This window comes from Corynebacterium sp. S5S1, assembly GCF_001913985.1.
Lineage (GTDB): Bacteria > Actinomycetota > Actinomycetes > Mycobacteriales > Mycobacteriaceae > Corynebacterium > Corynebacterium marquesiae.
In genome coordinates this window covers 660-24,733 of record NZ_MKXT01000014.1, presented here as the reverse complement: position 1 = coordinate 24,733, position 24,074 = coordinate 660, and the positions used below count along the sequence as shown (strand labels likewise).

General features: G+C 58.8%; 26 protein-coding genes. 15 read left to right on the top strand and 11 right to left on the bottom strand.

The window, feature by feature from the left end:
- Positions 1-124 precede the first annotated feature (124 nt).
- Both BKN05_RS06580 and BKN05_RS06575 read left to right on the top strand, forming a co-directional pair.
- Positions 125-646: a phospholipase A2 family protein gene (locus BKN05_RS06580; protein WP_152687310.1), complete on the top strand. Its 522-nt coding sequence runs from the start codon at positions 125-127 to the stop codon at positions 644-646.
- Between the two features lie 21 nt (positions 647-667).
- The gene (locus BKN05_RS06575; RefSeq protein WP_023020145.1) at positions 668-1,030 is read left to right on the top strand and encodes a hypothetical protein; all 363 of its coding nucleotides are present in this window, start codon (positions 668-670) and stop codon (positions 1,028-1,030) included.
- A gap of 191 nt (positions 1,031-1,221) precedes the next feature.
- Here BKN05_RS06575 and BKN05_RS06570 read toward each other — a convergent pair whose 3' ends face one another.
- From BKN05_RS06570 to BKN05_RS06545, 6 genes are all read right to left on the bottom strand, one after another.
- Positions 1,222-1,968, bottom strand: coding sequence for an aminotransferase class IV (locus BKN05_RS06570; RefSeq protein ID WP_049377047.1), 747 nt, complete (start codon positions 1,966-1,968; stop codon positions 1,222-1,224).
- The gene (locus tag BKN05_RS06565) at positions 1,965-3,824 is read right to left on the bottom strand and encodes a chorismate-binding protein (RefSeq protein ID WP_049377048.1); all 1,860 of its coding nucleotides are present in this window, start codon (positions 3,822-3,824) and stop codon (positions 1,965-1,967) included. Before BKN05_RS06565 ends, BKN05_RS06570 begins: the two co-directional genes overlap by 4 nt.
- A gap of 17 nt (positions 3,825-3,841) precedes the next feature.
- Positions 3,842-4,324 (bottom strand): hypothetical protein, encoded by a 483-nt coding sequence (locus BKN05_RS06560; RefSeq protein ID WP_049377049.1) that lies wholly within the window; start codon positions 4,322-4,324, stop codon positions 3,842-3,844.
- Between the two features lie 9 nt (positions 4,325-4,333).
- The gene (locus BKN05_RS06555; protein WP_049377050.1) at positions 4,334-5,305 is read right to left on the bottom strand and encodes a universal stress protein; all 972 of its coding nucleotides are present in this window, start codon (positions 5,303-5,305) and stop codon (positions 4,334-4,336) included.
- An 86-nt stretch (positions 5,306-5,391) separates the two neighbouring features.
- Positions 5,392-5,892 carry a MarR family winged helix-turn-helix transcriptional regulator gene (locus tag BKN05_RS06550; RefSeq protein ID WP_049377051.1) on the bottom strand — a complete coding sequence of 167 codons (501 nt, stop codon included), beginning with the start codon at positions 5,890-5,892 and terminating at the stop codon, positions 5,392-5,394.
- Positions 5,893-5,946: 54 nt separating this feature from the next.
- Positions 5,947-7,035 (bottom strand): inositol-3-phosphate synthase, encoded by a 1,089-nt coding sequence (locus BKN05_RS06545; protein ID WP_005326986.1) that lies wholly within the window; start codon positions 7,033-7,035, stop codon positions 5,947-5,949.
- Positions 7,036-7,152: 117 nt separating this feature from the next.
- On the opposite strand from BKN05_RS06545, the gene BKN05_RS06540 reads away from it, so the two are divergent.
- The 8 genes from BKN05_RS06540 to dnaB all read left to right on the top strand — a co-directional run bounded on the left by BKN05_RS06540 (position 7,153) and on the right by dnaB (position 14,857).
- A complete protein-coding gene (locus BKN05_RS06540) occupies positions 7,153-7,530 on the top strand; it encodes a DUF5318 family protein (RefSeq protein WP_034667960.1) in 378 nt (125 codons plus the stop codon).
- 75 nt (positions 7,531-7,605) lie between these two features.
- Positions 7,606-9,858, top strand: a complete 2,253-nt coding sequence (locus tag BKN05_RS06535) for a transglycosylase domain-containing protein (protein ID WP_286688257.1) — start codon at positions 7,606-7,608, stop codon at positions 9,856-9,858.
- 6 nt (positions 9,859-9,864) lie between these two features.
- Positions 9,865-11,262, top strand: a complete 1,398-nt coding sequence (locus BKN05_RS06530) for a glycosyltransferase family 87 protein (protein ID WP_049377053.1) — start codon at positions 9,865-9,867, stop codon at positions 11,260-11,262.
- Positions 11,259-11,447: a hypothetical protein gene (locus BKN05_RS06525; RefSeq protein ID WP_049377054.1), complete on the top strand. Its 189-nt coding sequence runs from the start codon at positions 11,259-11,261 to the stop codon at positions 11,445-11,447. The genes BKN05_RS06530 and BKN05_RS06525 overlap by 4 nt, the downstream gene beginning before the upstream one ends.
- A gap of 122 nt (positions 11,448-11,569) precedes the next feature.
- Positions 11,570-11,860 (top strand): 30S ribosomal protein S6, encoded by a 291-nt coding sequence (gene rpsF, locus BKN05_RS06520; protein WP_005326996.1) that lies wholly within the window; start codon positions 11,570-11,572, stop codon positions 11,858-11,860.
- Positions 11,861-11,909: 49 nt separating this feature from the next.
- Entirely contained in the window at positions 11,910-12,458 is a 549-nt protein-coding gene (locus BKN05_RS06515) for a single-stranded DNA-binding protein (protein ID WP_049377055.1), read from the top strand.
- A gap of 48 nt (positions 12,459-12,506) precedes the next feature.
- Complete coding sequence (gene rplI / locus BKN05_RS06510) at positions 12,507-12,959, top strand: 50S ribosomal protein L9 (RefSeq protein ID WP_023020132.1); 453 nt, start codon at positions 12,507-12,509, stop codon at positions 12,957-12,959.
- A 467-nt stretch (positions 12,960-13,426) separates the two neighbouring features.
- Complete coding sequence (dnaB, locus tag BKN05_RS06505; protein WP_005325950.1) at positions 13,427-14,857, top strand: replicative DNA helicase; 1,431 nt, start codon at positions 13,427-13,429, stop codon at positions 14,855-14,857.
- A gap of 1 nt (position 14,858) precedes the next feature.
- Here dnaB and BKN05_RS06500 read toward each other — a convergent pair whose 3' ends face one another.
- The 4 genes from BKN05_RS06500 to BKN05_RS06485 are packed head-to-tail and all read right to left on the bottom strand — an operon-like array spanning position 14,859 to position 19,025.
- Complete coding sequence (locus tag BKN05_RS06500; protein WP_408920671.1) at positions 14,859-15,362, bottom strand: VanZ family protein; 504 nt, start codon at positions 15,360-15,362, stop codon at positions 14,859-14,861.
- On the bottom strand, positions 15,352-16,653 hold the full coding sequence (locus BKN05_RS06495) for an MFS transporter (protein WP_049377056.1): 1,302 nt from the start codon (positions 16,651-16,653) through the stop codon (positions 15,352-15,354). The genes BKN05_RS06500 and BKN05_RS06495 overlap by 11 nt, the downstream gene beginning before the upstream one ends.
- 9 nt (positions 16,654-16,662) lie before the next feature.
- A complete protein-coding gene (locus BKN05_RS06490) occupies positions 16,663-18,816 on the bottom strand; it encodes a heavy metal translocating P-type ATPase (protein ID WP_049377057.1) in 2,154 nt (717 codons plus the stop codon).
- 8 nt (positions 18,817-18,824) lie between these two features.
- The gene (locus BKN05_RS06485; protein ID WP_005325954.1) at positions 18,825-19,025 is read right to left on the bottom strand and encodes a heavy-metal-associated domain-containing protein; all 201 of its coding nucleotides are present in this window, start codon (positions 19,023-19,025) and stop codon (positions 18,825-18,827) included.
- Between BKN05_RS06485 and trxA the strand changes: the two genes are divergently transcribed.
- Together trxA and BKN05_RS06475 are read left to right on the top strand one after the other, a co-directional pair.
- Complete coding sequence (gene trxA, locus BKN05_RS06480; protein ID WP_353743550.1) at positions 18,981-19,511, top strand: thioredoxin; 531 nt, start codon at positions 18,981-18,983, stop codon at positions 19,509-19,511. The two genes, BKN05_RS06485 and trxA, sit on opposite strands and share 45 nt — an antisense overlap.
- Positions 19,512-19,594: 83 nt before the next feature.
- Positions 19,595-20,332 (top strand): PspA/IM30 family protein, encoded by a 738-nt coding sequence (locus BKN05_RS06475; protein WP_049377059.1) that lies wholly within the window; start codon positions 19,595-19,597, stop codon positions 20,330-20,332.
- On the opposite strand, the gene BKN05_RS06470 is transcribed toward BKN05_RS06475, so the two are convergent.
- Positions 20,329-21,426, bottom strand: a complete 1,098-nt coding sequence (locus BKN05_RS06470; protein WP_049377060.1) for an NYN domain-containing protein — start codon at positions 21,424-21,426, stop codon at positions 20,329-20,331. The genes BKN05_RS06475 and BKN05_RS06470 overlap by 4 nt on opposite strands.
- A gap of 203 nt (positions 21,427-21,629) precedes the next feature.
- Here BKN05_RS06470 and BKN05_RS06465 point away from each other — a divergent pair, with 203 nt between their 5' ends.
- Genes BKN05_RS06465 through BKN05_RS06455 form a run of 3 tightly spaced genes read left to right on the top strand, consistent with a single transcriptional unit; the run spans position 21,630 to position 23,772 of the window.
- Positions 21,630-22,004, top strand: coding sequence for a GntR family transcriptional regulator (locus BKN05_RS06465; RefSeq protein ID WP_005325961.1), 375 nt, complete (start codon positions 21,630-21,632; stop codon positions 22,002-22,004).
- On the top strand, positions 22,001-22,804 hold the full coding sequence (locus tag BKN05_RS06460) for an AAA family ATPase (RefSeq protein ID WP_049377061.1): 804 nt from the start codon (positions 22,001-22,003) through the stop codon (positions 22,802-22,804). Before BKN05_RS06465 ends, BKN05_RS06460 begins: the two co-directional genes overlap by 4 nt.
- Positions 22,801-23,772, top strand: coding sequence for a hypothetical protein (locus BKN05_RS06455; RefSeq protein ID WP_049377062.1), 972 nt, complete (start codon positions 22,801-22,803; stop codon positions 23,770-23,772). Before BKN05_RS06460 ends, BKN05_RS06455 begins: the two co-directional genes overlap by 4 nt.
- Positions 23,773-24,074 lie beyond the last annotated feature (302 nt).

The following is a 24,074-nucleotide window of genomic DNA, read 5'->3' as shown; positions in this document are numbered from 1 at the left end:
GAGTTTAGTTTATGCCCAATTTTAAGATGAAGGGGGGCGCGTTGCCGCGGCTGCACTCGTTGCCCTAGGTGCGATTTCTGTTGCAGTTCCGTCCGCCGTTGCGGCTGAACAAACTGATGAGACGGTGAACGCGGTTAATGATGCTGTTGGAAAAGAATTGCCTCCCGAGGTTGCTAAGCAATTGGATGAGTGGGCAGCATCTCAGAATCTTGATCTCGATGCCGAATTTGAAGAGGAACCTGTAACTACATCTACCGAGACTCAAAAGGCTCTTGCTGATAAGCACATTGTAATGTTCAACCGAGCAGGGGTTGAACCCCCACCGGGTTATGTGTATGACCCTTCAAAGGGAAATCTGAATGACTATTGTACGAATTCTCCCGATCAGTTCCCCGCTCCTGGCGACAATGCTGATTTCTCTGGCGCATGCGCAAAGCACGACATGTGCTACGGAGCCCATCAGGATCCCGGTGAGCGTGTGGGCTGCAATATTCAACTAAATAAGGACATGGTTCATATTTGCAAGAGCGTTTATCCAAATGCTGCCGATCCGCGTAGGGGAGGCTGTCTTTCTACTGCAGGAACCTATTTTGCTTTTGTGACTGCAGTTCATCCTAGCCAGTGGAACCCTACGATTTCGGGATAAGAGAAGCAAAGGAGAGTAACTATGGCAAGTGGAAACCTCCGTCCGCTTTGGCCTGAATTGGTGGCGGCCGTCTTAGGGGTGGCTCTCGTTCTTATGGCCCCAGTCAGAATCGGTTGGATCGGCACTGTGGTCATTATTCTATCTGCGGTTTCCGCAATTACCACGTTAATTCTCTCGAAACAGTCCGCGAAAGTTCAGTTGACAGGAATGATCATCGGCATCATTGCCATTGCAGTCGGTCTGTTAATCGGTTTAAAAAATGATGGGCAAACTGCGATCTTCTCGCCGGCCCTTGTTTGGGTATTTGGTGCGGGACTAGTGATGTCGACCCTTTGTACCTTGATAGCTCGAAAGTTGAAAGTTAATTCAAAGCAAACAGCTTAGGATTTTGAGTCTTTTCTCCGGCGGCCTCGTCTACCTATCGAACATAGTAGGCGGGGCCGCTCTCGTGCTTACTGACTGGGTGGTTAGGTGTTTGTAGAGGACAGTCGACTTAGAGAGTCAGTACCCATGACTGGTTACGGTCAACATGCAGTGCAAACGCAGTTGGCAGCCCAGCTAGCCAAGCAGGAGAGCTAGTCGCGCCCCGTTTCCTTGTAAAAGGAGTCCCACCACCACTGTTCCCAGGTGGCGGTGTGCGGGTTGCAGGGCGGATAGACGATGCCGGTAGGTGTGTATAGTTCGGTCACCGGGCTGATTCCGTGCAGCGAGTTGAGGAACCACAGGGGGCATGCGGTGGCGAGCTCCGGGGTGAGCGGTCTTGTTTCGGTCCGTATGCCTAGGGCCGCGGCGCGCTGGGTGACCTGGTGCAGCGTGATGCTGGGCAGCGCCGTCCCGGTGGGGAGGATAAGAGTCTCCTCCTCCCAGGCGACGAGCGCGCCGGTGGTGGTCTCCAGCATGGCACCGGAGGAATCCACAATGACGGTGTCATCGGCACCGTCGTCTTGGTATTCGGCGCGGTAGCGTGCCAGTGCCGGGAAATCGGGGCCCTTGACCAAAGGCTGCGAGCGCGGGTCGGGTGCCTGCGCATAGGTTAGCCGGGTGACTGGGCGTGCTGGGGGTGCGGGGCGAATATCAAGGCGCAGTTGTCCTGCAGCTAGCGAGATGCGGGGAAAAAGATCGCCGGGGGCGAAGCGCTGCAGCATCGCAGGCACGAACCCAGCGGGAAGCGGCCCCGCCACCGACTCGAAGCGCCGGAGGTGAAGGCGAAGGGCGCTTGAGTGGGCGTCGCCAAGCATCCGCCAAGAGTCCGCCACGTCAAAGGGGCCGGGGTGGGCTTGGCTTGGAATGAAGCTGCTTTCGTGCCAGAGGTAGGTGCTCATTGCCACGCTCCCAACACGGATTGGGCCTTGAGGTTGCGCTCCTCCAGCTCGGCGGCCGGATCCGAATCCAGGACGATGGCCCCGCCGGCGCCGATGGTGACCTCACCGGCCGCCCGCACGGCCGTGCGGATAACCACGCTGAGATCGGATTGACCGTCAAACCCCAGGTAGCCCACCACGCCGGAGTACACACCGCGCGGTCCCGTTTCGAGTTGGTCAATGATCTCGCAGGTGCGCAGCTTCGGCGCGCCCGTCATCGATCCGGGAGGAAAGGTGGCGCGGAGGGCATCGACCGCGGTGGCACTGGCGCGCAGTTGCCCGGTAATGGTGGAGACCAACTGATGGACGGTGGCATAGCTTTCTACCTGCATCAACTTTGGCACGCGCACGGTACCGGGCTCGCATACCCGGGAGAGATCGTTGCGCAGTAGGTCAACGATCATGAGATTTTCGGCCCGTGTCTTCGGGTCCGTGGTCAGCAGCGCGGGATCCTGGTCGGCCGAGATAGTGCCCTTAATCGGCTTGGCCTCTACCTCACGGCCGCGCACGGTGAGGAAGCGCTCGGGCGAGGCGCTGCAGACCTCCACACCATCGAAGACGAGGTGCGCGGCGTAGGGAGAGGGATTGTGCGAGCGCAGTTGGGGATAGAGCTCGCCCTCGGCCGCGGCCGTGTAGGTATCGGTCAGGCAGACTTCGTAGCTCTCGCCGGCGTGCAGGAATTCTTGGGCGCGCTTAATCCGCTCTAGGTAGCCAGGGCTGCGCCAAGAGCCCGCGCTTAGCGACGCCCCACCGTCCTCCCCTCTGGACCGTGGTTCCTCTGCGGCCAAGGCGGCTTCCAGACGGTTCAGCAATTGCTCGGCGCCGTCACCGGCAAGGCAGCACAGGTGCGCTATTTCTGCCTGGTGGTCATAGACTAGGAAGGATTGCGGCCGCACAAAATAGGCATCTGGGTAAGGAGAGCGGTGGCGTAGCTCAACGGGCAGGGTGAGCTGGGCGCATTCGTAGCCTAGGTACCCGATGACCCCGCCGGTAAACGGGAGGGCCGGTGCGTCGATGATGCGGGTGGCGAGCTCGCGGTCGAGGAGGGTGAGGATATCGGGGGCGTCGCCAAGCTGGTAGCGGAAAGAGCGACTCAACGCTCCCGCGGTATCGCCGAGGATGGAATAGCGCCTGCGGGGATCCGCGGAGTCGAGGAAGAAGGCATCGTTGCCCTCGGCGCGCAGGGCGGCAAAGACCCGTGGGCAGTCCACCGAGCCGGGCACCTCGCGGTGGAGCAGGCGGAATCCGCCCAGAAAATTGCGCATGATGTCCCGGCCGTATTGCGTGAGCACTGACTCGGGGTGGAATTGCACGCCCCAGTGCGGCAATCCATCCACCTTGAGCGCTTGGATGACGCCGTCTTCGCTGCGGGCGTGGACGGTGATGCCGGGGGCCTCCTCTATGTGCAGGGAGTGGTAGCGCACCACTTCGAAGCCTTGCGGGATTCCGGCAAAGATGCCTTTGCCCGAGTGACGGATGGTGGAGACGAAACCGTGGCGCGGCTGCGGCGCCGGCGACACCTGGGCGCCGGCTAGCAGGCCTAGCCCCTGGTGGCCGAGGCATACGCCCAGCACCGGAATCTCGGCCGCGGCCGCGGCGGCGATAATGCCCCGGGCAGCACCGAAATCTTCTTCGCGTTCCGGCGTGCCCGGGCCAGGAGAGATCACTACGTGGGAAAATTCGCCCGCACGGACGCGCTCGGCCAGCCCTTCCGCTTCACCGGCGGCGACGACGAGTGGTTCGCGTCCGGCTACCTCCGCGATGAGGTGGGCAAGGTTGAAGGTATAAGAATCGTAATTATCAAGCAGGAGGATCATAGGGAGGCGGAAAGTTTCTACGCGGCGGCCGAATCCATGAGGAACAGCTGGATATCGGTAATGGTCCACAGCATGAAATTGCAGGCCATTACCCAGAAAATGGCCATCCAACTGCGCCACCGCAGATAGCGGTGCAGCTTGCGCACCATGATGATGGCGCAGCCGATCATGCCGAAGAACGGAATGATCGGGGTGGTCAGGCTAAAGAAGGTGCGCTGCCCGTCGGTGCAGAGCCACGTGGCGGTGCCGTCCTCGCACAAGGGGCCGCCGGAGAGCCGGGTGACGAGCGCAACTGCGAAACCATAAAGCGCGGAGAGAACGAGAACGCCGATCATGTACCAGACGGCCTGGCGGGTGGAGCGGCGGTTAGCAGCGGCAATCTCTAAAGGGTCCGGCTCATCGGCCAGCTCATCAAAGCTCCGCGGTTCCGGGCGGCGCAGATTGGCATAGTCCGCATCGGAGGTCAGATCGTTTTCGGGATGCTCTGGTCGCAGGCTCATGCCCCAATCCTAACCACAGGCAGGGTGGACCAAGATAGGCACCCGAATATGCGGCAGCAGCTCCGTGGCGGTAGATCCCAAGAACACGCGGGCGATGGGGCCTTGCGGGGTGGAGGACATGAGCATGAGATCGCCCTTCTTCCACTTGAGCGAATCCACCGCGCCGCCCCAGCCCGCGCCGGAACCAATCTCAGAGGCGACATCCAGCTCGGGGAATTGCTCTTGGATGCAATCGCGGGCGCGGTCCAGCATGGCGAGGGAATCCTCGAGCCACTCGGCCGTCAGCTTAAGCGCCATATCGTGCTTATCCTTGGACGGCGTATTGAGCAGACCGTTTGCCGAGAAGGCAAGCAGGCGCAGCGGCAGGTTCCAGCGGTTCGCGAGCTCCGCCGCGGCGAGCATCTCATGATCTTCGCGCGGGCTGCGTTCGGTGATGGCAAAGTTGAAGCGGGTGACGCCGTGCTTGGACAGCTTCACCTTGCGGGGGACCAAGCCCAACGGTTGAGGAGAATAATGCAGCAAGGTATCGGCCGTAGAACCAGCAAAGAAACGGCCCTTCGGCGCCGCCTGGTTGGGGCCTAAGATGATGAGGTCTGCCTCGAACTTCTTGGCCATCTCCGTCAGCAGATGGGGGCGCGAAGGCCCGTCGACCAAGAGGGAAGGCTTGTCATCCCAGCAGCTACGCGGCACGCCGGCTTCATCGAGGGCGGCATGAGTAGCGGCCGCGCAGGCCTCCTTTTGTGCTTTAAACCATTTCTTATATTTTCCGCCCAGCTTGCTGAGGGAGGTAGTAGTCCACGGCTGGAACACGGTAGAGATGACCCGTACCTGGGTAGTGGCGGTACGGGAAAGCCACGCGGCACAATCTAGAGCCTCGGTGCCGGAGGAAGAAGGGCTCCAAGAAATAAGAATGCGAAGGGGTTTATCGGCCGAGCCCTTGTTCAAGGCTGGCAGATGCCCATCGGAAGAATCAGTTGCCATACGGAGTGAACTAGTGAGAGATTACGGTTTTCGTTTTCTCAATTATCACGTTAAGCCCAAGAAAACTGAAATCACCGCGGGCACAACTAGCGCTGTTCGTCGTTCATTGTGGGGCGATAGACATCAGCGAGCTTGGAGATGACGGTGGCAACGTCGTTCGCGGTCTCCAAATCCTTCGGCTCGAGCCACCGCATGATTTCTGCTAGGGCGGAAGCGCGCTGCTGCGAGACGATGGCTAGTTCGGATTCGCCTAGTTGCGTCAGCGCTACCAAGACGCCGCGGCGGTCCTCTTCATCGCGGTGGCGTTCCACGTAGCCGCGGCGCTCTAGCTGGTAGAGCGCGTTGGAGGCGGTGGGCATGCGGATAAGCTCTGCCTGCGCGATGGTGGAAACGCGCGACGGTCCGCGCATACGCAGCTGGTTCATGATGGACACCTGGGAGGTGGTCAGTGAAGAGCCCTCCGCCGTGCGCTGGAAAATAAGAATGAGCTTATTGAGCGACGGCTGGATGGAACGCGCGACCTCGACGGCATCCTCGTACGTAGACGGGGATTGAGCGGGGCCCTTCTCCTCATGTTGCTGCGTCATAAAAAACGATTGTATAGCCCGTTTTCCCTGCGCGGTAGTTCGGAAGTTAAAAAATTAGTTTCCGGCAATAAAGTCTTCTAACTCGGCGCGCGCCACGTCATCAGCCTTTTGTACCGGCGGGGATTTCATCAAGTAGGACGAGGCAGCCAGTACCGGGCCCGCCACCCCGCGGTCGAGGGCAATCTTGGCGGCACGCACCGCATCAATGATGATGCCGGCGGAGTTAGGCGAGTCCCAGACCTCCAGTTTGTACTCCAAGTTCAGAGGTACTTCGCCAAAGGCAGAGCCTTCCAAGCGGACATAGGCCCATTTGCGATCATCGAGCCATTCCACGTAATCGGAAGGCCCGATGTGGACGTTGCGGTCCTCCCGCTTGCCGGCGATGGGCGAGTTGTGCAGGTTAGAGGTTACGGCCTGCGTCTTGGAGATCTTTTTGGATTCGAGGCGCTCGCGCTCGAGCATATTCTTAAAGTCCATATTGCCGCCCACATTGAGCTGCATGGTGCGCTCCAAGCGCACGCCGCGGTCTTCAAAGAGCTTCGCCATGACGCGGTGAGTAATGGTGGCGCCCACCTGGGACTTAATATCATCGCCCACGATGGGCAGCCCGGCGTCTTCGAACTTCTTCGCCCATACCGGATCAGAGGCAATAAAGACCGGCAAGGCATTGACAAAGGCGCAGCCGGCGTCGATGGCCGCCTGGGCGTAGAACTTATCCGCTTCTTCAGAGCCCACCGGCAGGTAGGAGACTACGACGTCGGCGCCGGACTGGCGGAGTATGGCGGGGACGTCGGCAAGCGGGGCTTCCGATTCCGCGATGGATTCTTGGTAGTACCGGCCGAGGCCGTCCAGGGTAGGACCGCGCTGCACGGTAACGCCCAGCTCAGGGACGTCGGTAATGGAAATGGTGCAGTTGCGGGAGCTGCGCGTAGCCTCCGCTAGGTCCTTGCCTACCTTGTCCGCATCCACGTCGAAGGCGGCAACGAATTCCACATCGCCTACGTGGTACGGGCCAAACTGGGCGTGCATCAAACCGGGAATATCTGCATCGGCCGCGGCGTTGCGATAAAACTCCACGCCTTCAATGAGGGACGTGGCGCAGTTGCCGACGCCCACGATGGCGACCTTTACTTTTTCGGACACGGTCTACTCCTTTAACTCCATGAGTTGTGGCTGTCAGTGACTGCGCAAGAGTAAGCCGAAAACTATGCCCTACGGTGGCATAACGCCATGTGGATCGATCAAGAAGAGGTAATTAGGATGATCCGGGTGAATTCCGTTGCCTATAAGCACGTGCTCTCCCACGAGTGGGAGCGCGCCCACCACCTGCGCGAATTTCGCGCCGGGCAGCTCACGCGGGAGGACGTGTGCGATGCCGATTTTTTGCTGCGCGCCGCAGCTGAGCACCATGGGCGCACCATGGATAAGGAATGCCCCGTGTGCGGCGAGCCTTTGCGGCTCACGCGCTGGGTCTATGGCGAGAACCTCGGCCGCCGCGCCGGAAGCGCCCGCAGTGAGAAAGAAATAGCGGAGTTTGTGGCCGAGGGCTTGGAGTTTACGGTGCACGAGGTGGAGGTATGCCGCCAGTGCCGGTGGAACCACTTGTTGCGTTCTGCTACTGCATTTAACGCGTGTTAGTTTCCAGCGCACCGCCCTAGGCAGTAAGCTGCAATTATTTAGTTTGTGATCAGGGATGAATGAGGACACGAATCAGTGACCGAGAAGGAATCTACCGGCAAGTCCACTAAGGTGGCTCGCCCCAGCAAAAAGCAGGCGACAAAGAAGCGCCGCATTTGGCCGTGGGTCGTTTTGACGTTCCTACTGGTCTTTGTGGCATTGCCCGCAGGACTTTTTGCTTACGCATACTCGCAATACACCGTTCCGGAGCCCAAGGACCTGGCCAATAACCAGGTCTCCACCATCTACGCGGGTGATAATCAGACCGAGCTCGCCCGCCTGGTGCCGCCGGAAGGCAACCGCACCCACGTGACGCTGGATGAAATCCCGGAATACGTGCAGGACTCCGTGCTGGCCGCGGAGGACCGTGACTTCTGGGATAACTCCGGCTTCTCCTTCACCGGCCTCGGCCGAGCCGTGGTGGGTAAGGTAACCGGCAATGAAGACGCTGGCGGCGGTTCCACCATTACCCAGCAGTATGTGAAAAACACGCTGGTGGGCAACGAATACTCCTACGTGCGCAAGATTCGCGAGCTCATCTACTCGGTGAAGATGACCAATGAGTGGGATAAGAAGGATATTCTCAATGCCTACCTCAACACCGTGTACTTCGGCCGCAATGCCTACGGCATCCAGGCGGCGTCCAACGCCTACTTTGATAAGGACGCCAAGGATCTCACTGCGGAGGAAGGCGCCATGCTCGCCGGTCTCATTCAGTCCCCGTCCGGCCTCGACCCGCGTGTGAACCAGGAGGGCTCCGAGGACCGTTGGAACTACGTTCTTGACGGCCTGGTGGGAATGGGTGACCTCACCCAGGAACAGCGCGATGGCATGGTCTTCCCAGAGACCCGCGACCCAGCTGAGTACTCCGCCTACACCGAGGCGCCCGGCGCCAATGGCCACATCAAGGATCAGGTCATCCGCGAATTGGAAGAGGTAGGCATTACCGAAAATGAGGTGTCGACCGGCGGCCTGCGCATCACCACCACCATCGACATGAATGTGCAGAACAACACCATTCAGGCAGTCGATGACCAGATGGCTCCGCTGCAAGAGGATGCGCGTGCGGCTTCCGTGACCATTGATCCGAAGACCGGTGCGGTCCGCGGATACTTTGGCGGCCACGATTCCAATGGCTGGGACTACGCCAACTCCCCGCTGCAAACCGGTTCTACTTTCAAGATCATGACCCTTGCGGCCGCCCTGCAGCAGGGCATCAGCCTAGATACCAATTACTCGTCCGCTCCGTACCAGCTGCCCGGCTGGGATGTTGTCAACAACGACATGGGCGGCGGCTGCGGCGTATGCAACCTGCGCGAGGCTACTAAGCAATCCCTGAATACCTCCTTCCTTCGCCTGCAGGCCGACCTCAAGAACGGCACCCAGGACACCGCGGACATGGCCCACGCCCTTGGCGTGGCTAAGTCCCTGCCGGGCATTGAAAAGACGCTGACGGAAAAGGGCAAGCAGCCATTCGAAGGCATCGTATTGGGCCAGTACCAGTCCCGCCCGCTCGATATGGCCACTGCCATGTCCACCCTGGCCAACCAGGGCGTATGGCATAACCCGCACTTTGTGCAGCGCGTGGAAAACGCTGCCGGCGAAGTGCTGTACGAGCACCCCGAAGACGGCGGCGAGCGCCGCGTTTCGTCCAACGTTGCCAACAACGTCCTCGAAGCCATGGAGCCGGTGGCAGCATGGTCTAATGGCGCCCTAGCCGGTGGCCGTGTTTCCGCCGCCAAGACCGGTACCGCTCAGATGGGCGATACCGGAAATAACAAGGATGCCTGGATGGTCGGTGCCACCCCGCAGCTGGCTACCGCCGTGTGGGTAGGTACCGCGGATAATACCTCCGCCATCTTCGATCAGTACGGCGGCATCATGTACGGCGCGGGCGCGCCAACCAAGATTTGGAAGGCCGTGCTGGACAACTCCCTGGCCAACTTCGAATTCCAAAACTTCCCGGCTGCCTATCCGCTGGGATTCGGCAACATGGGCGCCGGAACGGCCGCTCCGGCCTATGACCCGAGCTGGGATAGCGGCGCTGGCGATACCCAGGACTACGAGGCCCCTGCCGAGCAAGCAGCTCCGGAAGAGGAGACCAAACCGGTTCAGCCGGAGAATAAGCCGGAGAGTCCGAAGCCTGCCCCGAAACCGCAACGCGGTAATGGCAATAGCGGCAATGGTGGCAATAGCGGTAATAGCAACCAGGCTCCGGCCCAGCCAGAGGCGCCGTCGTTGGATGACCTCATCGGCCCCGATAGCGACTTGGCAGATCTCCTAGGGTAGGCGGCAGTGACAGCGAATCCGCACCAGCGCATTCCCGCCTCCTCAGAACCCTTGGCCCGCGGGGTAATTGAATTCCTCGGCGGGCCAAGGGGCCGTTTTGCCGGTGTACGCCGCACCCAGTGGTGGACCCCGCTGCGCGCCATTATCGCCGTCGGCTGGGTTTTCCTGGCGTGCGGATTCCTCTCGAAGGCTAATTGCGCCGGCGGCACCCGCGGTGATGACGGGGTCATTAACCTAAATTGGGCAGGCAACCGCCAGTACACCTCTTTTTGCTATAACGACATCATCCCGCTCTACGGCGGCCGCGGCCTCGATGAAGGCGGCTTCCCCTATGCCTATTCTTGGCAAGAGGGTGACCTGACCCGCTATATGGAGTACCCAGTCCTCGCGGGCCTATTCCAGGGGTTGATGGGCTGGATTGCCCGCAATACGTACTCTCTGGTTGAGTGGGTTGGCATCCCGGAGGCCGGATGGTACTTCGGCCTGACCGCCTTGGTCATGGCGTGCATCTGGGTAGGCGTGCTCTACATGGTCTACCTGCTGGTGGGCAACCGCACCTGGGACACCATCCTCGTCGCCGCCAGCCCCCTTGTCATCATCCACGCCTTCAGCAACTGGGATATCCCCTCCATTGCCTTTGCCGTAGGTGCGCTCCTGGCCGCCGCGCGCAAGCGCCCTGCCGTAGCGGGTATCCTCATCGGCCTTGGCACCTCATTTAAGCTGTGGCCGCTCTTTCTCTTGGGGGCGTTCCTAGTCTTGGCGGTGCGCAATCGTCGCTGGCCGCAATTTTTCTACGCTTTGCTCGCCGCGGCCGTGACCTGGATTGTGGTCAACGCGCCGGTGGCCCTGAAGTATCCGGAGGCATGGCGCGAATTTTTCCGCCTCAACCAAGAGCGCGGTGCGGAGTGGACCACCATCTACTCGGTGCTTAGCCGCAATACTGGAATTAGCTTTAGCCCAGAGTTCCTCAATACCTTCAGCTTGGTAGCATTTTTGGCTCTCTGTGCGGCGATTGCGGTGCTGGGCCTGCGCAGCTCGCGGACCCCGCGCATGGCCGAGCTGGTTTACCTCATCGTGGCAGCCTTCTTACTATTCAACAAGGTATGGTCGCCCCAGTATTCTCTGTGGCTGGTAGTGCCCGCGGCCCTAGCCCTGCCACGTTGGCGCTTGGTCTTTAGCTGGGCGCTTGTCGACGCCCTCGTGTGGCCCTTACTCATGTGGCACATGCTGGGTACAGACAATAAGGGTATTCCGCACGAGCTGCTTGACGTTGCGATTATCTCCCGCGACGCCCTCATTATCGCCATGGCTGTCCTCGTCATTCGCCAGATGTGCGGAAAGACCCCGGATATGGTGCGCGATGCGCACGCCGGCCGCGACCCCTTGGCAGGAGCATTCGCATGATCATTACCTATATCGGAATGGCATCCATCTTCTTGGGATTCCTCTGCGTGATGGGGGCCTTCTGGCTCTTCCACAATCGTGAAGATCGCCGCGGGCCCGTCGTGCTGGGGCTTTTGGCCATTCTTTTCCTCACCATCATTCCGGCGACTGCTGCTGTGTTTTTCGCCGCAACGACCACTGGTTAGATTTCTTTTCCCCGGTCATTTGCGGTACTGTAGTGGGGTTGCTTGACGCAACGTACCCTCCTGCTGCATCCGCAAAGGTGATGCAGCCGAAAACTACTAGACCATAGGAGGTGATGAGGTCCGTGCGTCACTACGAAGTCATGATCATTCTGGATCCTAATCAGGATGAGCGCACCGTAACCCCGTCCCTGGATAAGTTCCTCGAAATCGTCCGCCAGGAAGGCGGCAAGGTTGAGAACCTTGATGTATGGGGCAAGCGCCGTCTTGCATACCCCATCAACAAGAAGGAAGAGGGCATTTATGCCGTCGTCAACCTGGAGTGCGAGCACACTTCGGTTGCCGAGCTCGACCGCCGTCTGAACCTGAACGACACCATCCTGCGTACCAAGGTTCTGCGCACCGACAGCAAGTAGCGGATACTGGGATCAAGCACAATCCACGTAACCGATAAGGAGTAAAGACATGGCACAGGGAGATACCAATATCACGGTGGTAGGCAACATCGTTGCTGACCCCGAGCTGCGCTTCACCCCGGCGGGTGCGGCAGTAGCTAACTTCCGCGTCGCCTCCACCCCTCGTCGCTATAACTCGCAGACGAATCAGTGGGAAGACGGCGAAGCTATGTTCCTGACCTGCAATGTATGGCGTCAGGCAGCGGAAAACGTTGCCGAGACCATGTCCAAGGGCATGCGCGTCATCGTTACCGGCCGCTTGAAGCAGCGTTCCTTCCAGACCCGTGAGGGTGATAACCGCACCGTATTCGAGATTGACGTCGACGAAGTCGGCCCGTCTCTGCGCTACGCCACCGCCCAGGTAAACCGCAATCCTCGTGAAGGCGGCAATAACTTTGGCGGCGGCGGCCAGCAGCGCTCGAATAACAATAACCAGGGCGGTTTTGGAGGCGGCCAGCAACAGCAGTCGCAGCAGAGTCAGGCTCCTTCTGAGGATCCGTGGAACTCCGCACCACCTGCAGGTGGTTTCGGAGGCGCTGATTCTGAACCTCCGTTCTAAGTCTGTCACCCGCAACTATTCAACTAACTCAATTGAAAGGCAGGGATCATGAAGCTGATCCTCACCGCTGCCGTTGAGAACCTCGGCGCCGCTGGCGAAATTGTTGAGGTTAAGGACGGCTACGGACGTAACTACCTGCTTCCTCGCGGCCTGGCCATCGTGGCTACCCGCGGCGCAGAGAAGCAGATTGAGGGCATCAAGCGTGCCCAGGAAGCTCGCGAGATTCGCGACCTGGATCACGCACGTGAGGTCCGCAACCAGCTCGAGCAGCTGACGGATGTCAAGGTAGAGGTTAAGACCTCCGAATCCGGTAAGCTCTTCGGTTCCGTTAAAGCAGAAGACATTGTCAACGCCGTCTCCAAGGCCGGTGGCCCCAAGCTGGATAAGCGCATCGTTGTGCTTCCTAAGGGCCTGGTCAAGAAGACCGGCAACTACCAGGTCGAGCTGAAGCTGCACGCTGATGTTATCGGCAAGGTGAACTTCTCGGTCGTTGCTGCCTAACTAGGCGCACGACGGTCCATATAGACCCAAAGACAACAGCAACGCTTTAGGCCTCAAGTTCCTGCTATGTGAGGTGGCAGGAACTTGGGGCCTTTAGCGCGTTTTCACCGGGCTGTGGATAACTGCGGAATTCTGTGGATAACTCCTTGGCAAATTAACTCTATGTTTACGCGGAGGCCTCTTTATTAACCCGCAGGTCAGGCCGCTTATCCACGCAAGGTGTGCCTATTTTCACACCTAGGAAAACATGCTCTGAGCTGGGATTTTGATTTGTGCAGGTCATGGGGTTTTGGAGTTATCCACAGGCCTATGCAGGGCAAATATGGGCAAAGGCTCTCGCGACCTGCAATTTTCACAGCGCCCTGTGGATAACTGTGGAAGTTATGCCCAGGGGGTGGTGTTTGGGCACTAGACTACACTGAGATTCCGATACGCTCGCTCGCTCGAATAGCTACAAGGGGGAAGATATGACCAACGCCAGTTTTGATGATGAACACCTGCCACCGGAGCCGCCGCCGGAAGAGGAACCGGCCCCACGCCGCCGCTATCAGCAGGAAGAGCCAAAGCGCTATGGCGAATTCCGCCAACCCCCCGCGGACCGCGAAGCGGAGCAGGGTGTTCTGGGCGCAATGTTGCTCAGTCCCCATACGGTGATGGAAGTCATTGAGGAGCTGGAGCCAGAGGATTTCTACTATCCGGCGCACACGTTGATTTACCGCGCCATGCTGGATCTATATTCCGAGGGCAAGGACGTCGACGCCGTCATTTTGGCCTCCCAGCTCGACCGCTTTAATAACCTCGAGCGCGTTGGCGGTGCCCCCTATCTCCACACGCTGCTGGCCACGGTGCCCACGGCTGCAAACGCTCGCTACTACGCCGAAATCGTCGCGGAAAAGGCAGTATTGCGCAAGCTTGTGGATGCCGGCACGCGCGTAGTACAGCTCGGATTTTCCGGCACCGAAGACGCAGAAATCGAGTCCGTGCTGGACCGTGCGCAGCAGGAAGTTTTCGCCGTCGCCCAGCGCAAGACGGCAGAAGATTACCGAGTCCTGGGAGACCTTATTGACCCGACCATTGATGAGCTCGCTGCCCTGCAGCAAGCCGGCGGCGTGGAGCTAGGCGTGCCTACTGGCTTCATCGACCTCGATAAGTTGACCAACGGCCTTCACGCGGGCCAGATGGTCATCGTTGCTGCTCGCCCTGGTGTGGGTAAATCGACCCTGGCCATGGACTTTATGCGCTCCTGCTCCTTGCAGCACGGTAAGTCTTCGGTGATTTTCTCTCTCGAGATGTCAGCTTCTGAGATTGTCATGCGCCTGCTCTCGGCGGAATCAGAGGTGAAGCTGGCCGATATGCGCGGTGGCCGAGTGTCCACCGAGGACTGGGCAAAGATCGATGAGACCCTCAACCGAGTGCAAGACGCCCCACTCTTCATTGATGACTCACCGAACCTCACGATGATGGAAATTCGGTCCAAGGCCCGTCGCCTCAAGCAGCAGCACGGCCTGGATCTCATCGTCTTGGACTACCTACAACTGATGTCTTCGGGCAAAAAGGTTGAGTCCCGCCAGCAAGAGGTCTCTGAGTTTTCCCGTCAGCTGAAGCTCCTGGCCAAGGAGCTGGAGGTTCCTCTCATCGCGATCTCGCAGCTGAACCGTGGACCTGAGGCGCGTACGGATAAAAAGCCGCAGCTTGCGGACCTTCGTGAGTCTGGCTCGCTGGAGCAGGACGCCGATATGGTCATGCTGCTCTACCGTCCCGATTCCCAGGACCGCGATAATGAGCGCGCCGGCGAGGCGGATATTATCCTAGCTAAGCACCGTGGCGGCCCGATCGATACCGTGCAGGTGGCTCACCAGCTGCACTACTCCAAGTTCGTCAATATGGCCCACGGATAAATTATAGGTCCACCACCGCGTTGGGATCGCCCAATCGTGGGCCGAGTATGACCAATACCAAGAAAACCGCAGCTGCGGCAAGGGCTAACCAGCGCCACACAGGGAAAAGGCGTTCGCCGCACAGGCGTGCCAATACAGCACCGATGAGTGCGCCCACGGTGTTAAAAACGAGGTCGTCAATATCCGTTCGCCCAAGCGCAAACGCATATTGGCACACCTCCAGTACTAGGCTCAGGCCAAATCCCCACGCCGCAGTAGTTTTAATGGAACGGCACAGACTAAACACCAGCATTCCAAACGGGATAAAGAAGGCTGTGTTTCCCACGTACTCAAATAGCGGACCAAACCAGCTGCCGCCGGAGAATTCATCCAGAGGCACCCAGCGCAGTTCTCGCGCACGCTGATTTTCCGGCTTCCACAAATAGCCGATCTGGTAGAAAGGCTTGAGCGTGGTCAATGCGACCATAACGGCCGTCCACGCGGCGAGGGAGAGCCTACTGAGCAAGCGCTATTCCTTTCTGCTCGGGCAGATTGAAGGCGGCGGCAGCCGCAATGGCAAACGCTGCGGCGAATACAACAAATAACCAGGCCGTCCCACCCGCAGCAAGCAGTGGCGGGACAATAAGTGGCGCCGCAATAGATGCTAGCCTACCGAAGCCTGCTGCCGCGCCCGTACCACGCCCTCGCAGTGAAGTGGGATACAGCTCCGGACCGATGGCATAGAGGGCTCCCCAGGCGCCGAGGTTGAAGAAGGAGAGCAGACAACCAGCCAGGATGATCAATGCTTCCGTAGCTGCTGCTCCGTATAGGCCGGCCGCTGCTGCCGAGCCGAGCAGGAATACCGCGAGGGTTACCCGCCTGCCCCAGAGCTCGATGAGCCAAGCTGCCACCGCGTAGCCAGGCAGCTGGGCAAGGGTGATGATGAGGGTGAAACTAAACGACTTCACTAGGGAGAAACCGTCGGCTACTAGCAGAGAGGGAATCCAGATAAAGGCGCCATAGTAGGAGAGGTTTACACAGAACCAAATGGTCCACAACGCTGCGGTCCGCCTTCGTAGCTGCGGACTCCAGATAGACGCTGCGGGGGAAGGCGTGGGGTCTGGGAGGGCATCGTCCAGCGGCCGATCTTCTGCCGCGGCTTCGAAACTGGCAACGATAGCTTCGGCCTCATCATGACGGCCCTTGGATTCAAGAAAGCGCACAGATTCTGGTAGACCGCGGCGCACATAGATTGAATACGCGGCTGGCAGCATGCCAAGGGCCAGGGCCCAGCGCCATCCGGATTCACTCGTGCTCACTACGAAAGTACCGATGATGGCCGCAAGGATCCATCCCAATGCCCAGAATGCCTCGAGAATGACTACCATCCTTCCGCGGACCCGTCGAGGCGCAAATTCGGATATGAGCGTGGAGGCAACTGGTAGCTCGGCTCCGAGGCCCAGCCCGACGATGAATCGGAAGAAGATGAGAACTGTAAGTCCCCCAGCTAGCGCGGAAGCCCCTGTTGCCAAACCGTAGATAAGCAAGGTGAGAGAAAAGACATTGCGGCGGCCGAATTTATCTGCCAGCAATCCGCCAAAGGTTGCACCGAGCGCCATGCCAAGGAAGCCTGCAGAGGCTAACCAAGAAGTCTGGCTAGGATTTAGCTCCCAGTGAACGGCAAGGGCGGCCATGATGAAGGAGATTAGCCCTACATCCATGGCATCAAGCGCCCATCCAAGGCCGGAACCTAGGAGTAGGCGCTTGTGCTTCGAGGTGACGGGAAGGCGATCGAGACGTTCGGTGCGGCTGAGCATGCGATAATACTATCGCTGAACAGAAAAACTTTTCAGGCGTAGTGAGTTGGTAACTACAAAAACCGAGCTCAGTGCCATGGCAAGGCCGGCAAGTAATGGGTTAAGCAGGCCAAGCGCGGCAACAGGAATGAGTATGACGTTATAGGCAAAGGCCCAGAAGAGGTTGCCCTTAATAATTGCCAGCGTGCGGCGCGAGAGCCGAATAGCATCAGCGGCGCAGCGTAGATCGCCGTTCATCAGGGTGATATCGGAGGCTTCGATGGCTACATCGGTACCCGCGCCCATGGCGAGGCCGAGGTCGGCTTGGGCCAGTGCGGCGGCGTCGTTAATGCCATCGCCCACCATCGCCACGGTGTGCCCCGCAGCCTGCAGCTTCTTGATGTGGTTTACCTTGTCTTCCGGTAGTACCTCGGCGCTGACGTGTTCGATCCCCACCTCGGCAGCCACGGCGCGGGCGGCCCCGGCGTTGTCGCCTGTCAGCAGGTAAGGGGTAAGCCCCAGCTCCTTCATTTGGGCCACAGCGGCCGCCGAGCTCGGCTTGATAGTATCGCGGACCTCAATGATGCCGGCAGGTTGGCCGTCCACGGAGACAACCACTGGCGTGGCACCAGAATCTTGTGCCTCGCGGAACGGTGCTTCTAAGTCACCCAAGGGGCCTTGCGGCTTGCCGACGCCCACCCGGACCCCCTCCACAGTTCCTTCCACGCCACCCGGAACTACTGCGAAGTCGGTAGCCGGCTTAACGTCGCGCTCTTTGGCTATGGCGCGAGCGATGGGATGCTCGGAGTTCTGTTCCACGGCTGCGGCTAAGTCGAGGACGTCGCCGTGTACGGCGGTAACGGACATCTCTCCGGCCGTGACCGTGCCGGTCTTATCCATGACGATGGTATCGATTTGCCGCGTAGATTCCAGGATCTCCGGGCCTTTAATGACGAGCCCCAGCTGCGCGCCGCGGCCGGTGCCGACGAGGATTGCGGTGGGCGTCGCCAAGCCCATAGCGCAAGGGCAGGCCACAATGAGGACGGCGACCGCGGCAATAAACGCTGGGGCCACTCCGCCGAAGAAGAGATGGGCGAGGAGTGTCAGCACTGCTATGGCGATGACTGCGGGGACGAAGACTTGCGCAATGCGGTCCACGAGGCGCTGTACTGGCGCCTTGGACGTTTGTGCATCCGTGACCAGCTGGGCCATTTGGGCCAGTACAGTATCCTCGCCCACCTTGGTCGCTCGAACTTCAAGCTTGCCGGAGGCATTAATGGTCGCGCCGGTCACTGCATCGCCGGAGCCGACCTCAACGGGCACGGGCTCGCCGGTAATCATGGAGGCGTCGACCGCCGAATTGCCGGCAACAACGATGCCATCGGTGGCAATCTTTTCGCCCGGGCGTACTACGAAGACATCGCCTACTTGCAACTGGGCAATTGGAATGCGCTGCTCGCCTCCCTCGCGCAGCACCGAAGCTTCCTTAGCTCCTAGGGAGAGTAGCTCCCGCAGGGCCTCAGAGGACTGGCCCTTGGCTCGTGCCTCGAACCACCGACCGAGCAGGAGGAAGGTAATGACCATGCCCACGGACTCGAAATAGATGTGATCCATCTGCGCCGCGTTCGCGTCCAGCGTCATGTGCATTTTCATGCCCGGTTCGCCCGCGTTGCCGAAAAATAGCGCCCACAACGACCAAAAATAGGCCGCTGAGGTTCCCATGGTGATAAGCGTGTCCATGGTAAAAGACCCGTGCTTGAGGTTCGTCCACGTAGCAGTGTGGAAAGGCGCGCCGCCGAAGACGAAAATGATGGTGGCTACGATGGCACAGGCCCATTGCCAATTCTGAAATTGCAACGCCGGCCACATCGATACCACCATGAGCGGTAGCGATAGTGCGCCGGAGATAACGGTGCGGCGCAGCAATCCCCCGTCACTGTTCTTCTCGGCTTGTGGCTCCTCCGCCTTCGCCGCCGCCATATCGAAGGCGCCGTAACCCGCACCCTCTACCACCGAAATGAGCTCCTGTGGACTTACCGTCTGGGAGTCGTACTCGATGGCCGCCGCCTCGGTAGCGAAATTGACGCTGGCGCTTACTCCCTCGAGCTTGTTTAGCTTGCGCTCGACGCGGGAGGAGCAGGAGGTGCACGTCATGCCCGTGACGCCAAGGTCCAGGTGGGACATAGTCTCGCCTACTTCAGTGTGTAGCCGGCTTCCGCTACGGCGGCCGCTACTTGCTCGTCGGTGAAATCGGTTCCGGTAACCGTAACGGCGCCGGTGGTGTGGTCAGCAGTGACTTCACTGACGCCGGAAATCTCGCCGACTTCTTCCTTTACTGACATTTCGCAATGTCCGCAGGTCATGCCCTCTACGGTGTAGTTCTTGGTGCTCATAATGATCCTTTCTTAGAGTTGGTTTCTGGGCTCATTTTATACCCCATAGGGGTATATGACAAGGATTTTTCATGTACGTTGGGGAATAAAGCAATCCGCAAAGGAGTTAGAACGATCATGGCTACTATCGATGTCACCGAAGAAAACTTTGAAGAAACCGTCACCGGCGAGGGCATTACGCTCGTAGACGCGTGGGCCGATTGGTGCGGCCCTTGCAAGCGCTTTGCGCCGGTTTTTGAAAAGGCCTCCGAAGAGCACACGGATGCCACCTTTGCCAAGCTCGACACCGAAGCAAATCAGGGCTTGGCATCCGCGTTGGAGATTCAGTCCATTCCTACGTTGATGATCTTCCGCGATGGCATCCTTGTCTTCCGTGAAGCTGGCGCGCTGCCACCTGCGGCCTTGGAAGACCTGCTGAAGCAGGTGAAGGACCTCGACATGGAAGAGGTTCGCCGCCAGGTAGAAGAGCAGAATGCGCAGGGTTAATCCCACCAACTTCCTCGGCGCTTTCTGGTGAGTATCGCTAAACTCGCTAGAAAGCGTCTTTTTTATGACCAAAGGAGAAGATAATGGCTAATCCCTTCAGCAAGGGCTGGAAGTACATGATGAGTTCCTTCGATCAGAAGATTGATGAGAACGCTGATCCGAAGGTGCAGATCCAGCAGGCCGTCCAGGCTGCGAAGGAGCAGCACCAGCAGATTTCTGATCACGCTGCAGAAATCATTGGCCATAAATCCCAGCTGGAGATGCAGATGAACCGCCTGGTTAAGTCTCAGCAGGACTACCAGTCTCAAACCCAGCGTGCATTGGAGCTGGCGGACTCTGCAGAGGACCCGCAAAAGGCCTCCGAATATAACCAGGCTGCGGAAGTGGTTGCCTCCCAGCTGGTAGCGGTGGAGCAGGAGCTGGAAGACGTTAAGCAGCAGTACGCCGCCGCAGAGCAGGCTGCCGCGCAGGCCAAGAGCCAGCAGCAGCAGTCTGAAGCGCGCTTGAAGGAACAACTAGCGCAAGTTAGCCAGCTGGAAGCTCAGGCGGACCAGGCGGCTATGCAAGAAAAGAACGCCCAGGCTATTGATTCCCTGAATCAGCTCAACCCGGATGATTCCGTACCTACTCTTGATTCTGTGCGTGCCAAGATTGAAAAGCGCTACGCCGATGCCCTTGGCGCCCAAGAATTGCAGCACGCCACCGGCGGCGATCGCATTAATGAGATCCAAGCCGCCGGCAATGACATGAAGGCGACTGCGCGCCTCGATGCCATCCGGGAGGATCTTAAAAAGAAGAAAGAGCTCGAATCCGGTGATTAATTCTGCCGGCGAACGTTAATCAGAACCCCACGAATCCCTGAGTGGAATCCATCGCGCAGGTTCACGCGTTGGGTTTCGGTCAGGGTGTATTCGTGCAGGGTTTCGCAGGCAAACTGCAACAGCGGGCGGTCTATCTCCGGGGGAAGCCCCCCGCCAGAAAGCAGATGTGCCTGATCGCGCTGCTCGGTGCTAGCAGCGTTATCGAACCACCACGAGGCGTATTGCTGGCCCACGTCGAATGGGGATTGGAACCCAGCCGAGCTCCATACTTCCTCCGGCAGCGGCACATACTTGGAGCGCAGCTTGCGGCGCGGCGCCATCATGGATGGCTTGGGCGCCGGCTTCTCCGCGGGAGATTCCTCCTCGGCGGGGGAATCCCCTGCAGCATCTGCCTTGGGCGGAGCCGGCTTGGGCGTCGGGGCCGGGGTGGGTTTTTCTGTGGTGCCGAAGGCTGCCTCCACCTCTGAGGGCTCGCCGCAGTCATCCGGTTCGGGCATTTCCTCGCCATCTTTATGCGCATTTTCGCGCACCACTGGGGGAAGCGGGCCTTCTAGGACTTGCAATTCCATAGCGTCTGCGAAGTCCTCGCGAGGGTCCAAGATGGTGGTGGAATCGCAGGCATGGCGCAGTGCGGAGGACATGGAGTCCCAGCCAAACCCATAAAGATGGACGCGGATGCCGTTATCCACGGCCGCTTGAGCGCCGGGAATCATGTCTGCATCGCCACTGACGAGCACAAAGTCAGTGAATTGGCCCTTCATGGCGGCGATGACCATGTCTGCCACAAGGCGGGTATCTACGGCCTTCTGGGTGCGGCGCTCGCCCCATTCGATGAGCTGACCGGTGCGCAGCTGGACCCCTTCGCAGGTGCGTAGTGCACGCTGGTAGCGGTGCGGGCCGGTGTCGGGAATGCCGTCATACCAGTATTGGCGCTGGATGGGGGTCCCAAGTTGGTTCTCGATCATCCCGCCCATAGTGCTGACTACCTCGGGCAGATCAATCTCTAGTTGTGCGCGGGCACCCGTTTCCCACGAGTTATAAAAGCTAGCGAGCAAGTATGAGGTATCGACAAAGACGAGTGTGCGTTCAAGCATGGCTCCTAAGTTCCGTTCTAATTGTTCTAAATAAAAATCTTTGTGGTTTCCAGTGTGCCCCATTAGTCACAAAACGTCGATAACCTTGGACAAAATCCCAGCGCAGTGGCAGCAAAAAAGTTTTCTCTTTGGAAGTATTGCAGGGGTGGGGTGTTGCCGATATGGTTGGTTACACAAGTAACTAACCAACGAACCGAGGGGCAATGGATAATTCCACGCAACCACTCTTCCGCCAAATTGCTTCCTTGGTGGAGGACGCCATCGTGGACGGAACCTTGGGCGAGGGGGATAGGGCCCCTTCCACTAATGAGCTTGCTGATTTTCACAACATCAACCCGGCCACGGCCCGCAAGGGCATCAGCCTCCTGGTGGATATCGGGGTGCTGGATAAGCGCCGTGGCATCGGCATGTTTGTGGCAGAAGGGGCCCTGGCGACTATCCGTGAGCGGCGGAGAGCGGACTTTGCGGCGGAATACATGGCACCGCTGGTCGATGAAGCCGTTCGCCTTGGCTACAACCGCGCCCAGCTCCACGACCTATTTGATCGCGTCGCAGAAAGTCGAGGAATGTACTCATGATTACAACACGAGAATTCACTTTTGCTGATGGCCTCACACACGGCTTAGTTGGCCCCAATGGCATTGGCAAAACCACGCTCCTGCGCAAAATCGCCGGCCAAATCCAATCTGGCGGTATTACGGTCTTCGAGGAGAATCCTTTTGATAATCAATCGGTTCTCAACCGAGTCATTTTGATGGGGATTGATAACCCACTGCCGGATTCCTGGGGCATCGGAAAGCTGGGCGTCATTGGTAAGGCGCGCTGGCCGCGCTGGGATGAGGAGCGCTTCAATGAGTTGCTGGTTCGCTTCGACGTGCCGGCCAAGGCCTATTCCTCCCTGTCCCGCGGGCAAAAGTCTGCGGTGGGATTCATCTTTGCCGTTGCTTCAGGCTGCGAAGTCATGCTCCTTGACGAGCCCTATCTCGGCCTCGACACACAGCGACGCGAGCTGTTCTATCAGGTCCTTCGCGAGGAACACGGCCGTACCATCGTCATTTCCACTCATCACCTCAATGAGGTAGCGGGTCTCCTCGACACCGTCTCTCTGATGGGGGATAACCCAATTTCCGGCCCAATTAATGACTTTATCGAGGGCATTCTGGAGATCACCGGCCCATCTGAGGCCCTCACAGCAGCGGTCACAGAGCTCGATCTGCGCGTGCTCAGTAGGGAAACCACAGGCTTGGGGGATCGCGTGCTTATCGACGCCCGCTCTATCGCCACCGACCCCATCTTCCGCACTGCCCAGGCCTACGGCCTGCGAGTCAATGAGGTCTCCTTGGAGCGAGCGGTGCTGGCATTGGAGGAAAAAGCATGAAGCTACTGTGGTACCTAGGCGATTGGTGGAGCTGGTCCTTCTTCTTTTTCGCTTTGTTGGTCATGCCCGTCATGGCGCAGGGAACGTGGAACGTGTTTCCGGTGATCTTTTCCTTGTCGCTAATACTTACCCTGGCACCAGACTTTAAGAAGTATCAGCTGGTAGGTCTAGGCTCGAAAATCTGGAATGAGCATCGCCGCAGTCTTGTTGCCCTGTGCGCACTAGCGGCAGCTATCGGTGCCCTTACCGTGCAGTTGTGGTGGGCATTGCCCATTTATGCCCTCGCGGCGGCGTGGGCCATGTACCGCAAAGCTGGGCCTCAACGGACCGGGTACACCACCACCGGGACCCAACCCTCAAGCGGCTTCGGATGGTTCCCCCGCACCTTGGCAGGGCAAACTATTTACTGCCGGCAGGTCAAGGCATGGGGTGCTGCGTGTCTGGCACAAGCAATCGGATTTGTCCTTAGCCGGTATAAGGAGGAAATCCCGTTGCTTGGTTTCCTTGGCATCTTCATCTGGGCACTGTCAATTGCGATGCTCGCTGCAGCTTTCCACAGTTTGCGAGTATCTCTGCGCGAATACACGGTACTTGGTGGAAGCCGTGCTGTTTGGTCCCGGCATACTGCCGTGCTCGGCCTGATACCTGTCCTAGTCGCGAGCACCTTTAGCGCAGTACTGACGAATGACGGGGAACTTGTAGCGGACATCGTGCTGCTTAGTGCCACCTGTGCCCCTGTGGTGGTCAGTGTGGAATTTCTGGGAAAGAAGAACTGGTACCTACCTGCTCTCTATCTGGTCCTTGTTGCCGCGATGGCTCTTCTGCATACTCTGGTGCCGGTCTCCGCGGGTGCCAAGCTTTTGTTGGCGGTCGCCTTCTATGCAGTCTGGGCATTGACGCTGCCCAGCTACATTCGCCGAGCAAATGCACACCGTGGCGGAATGAGTGCTTGGATGGGCATATCTTAAACCGCTCAAAAGGAGCGTTGGCCTGGGGATTTGTGTTTGGTTAAGTCGCTGTGTAACTTAATACAAGTCAGCGCGACCGACAGCGCCCCACAGGAACAGAAAAGTTCTTGGCTGAAGCGGCGATAGGAAAACAGGCCCTGACAATACAAAATTCTTTTTGCTCACAATGAGCTGCACGCAATAATGTGTGGTTGTTGTGTGGTGATGATGTTTGAGAACTCAATAGTGTGCCAATGTACTTTTTATTTTTTGTGTGCATGGTTGTGTGTTGATTGGTTTGTCTGCCAATGAGCCTTTAGGTG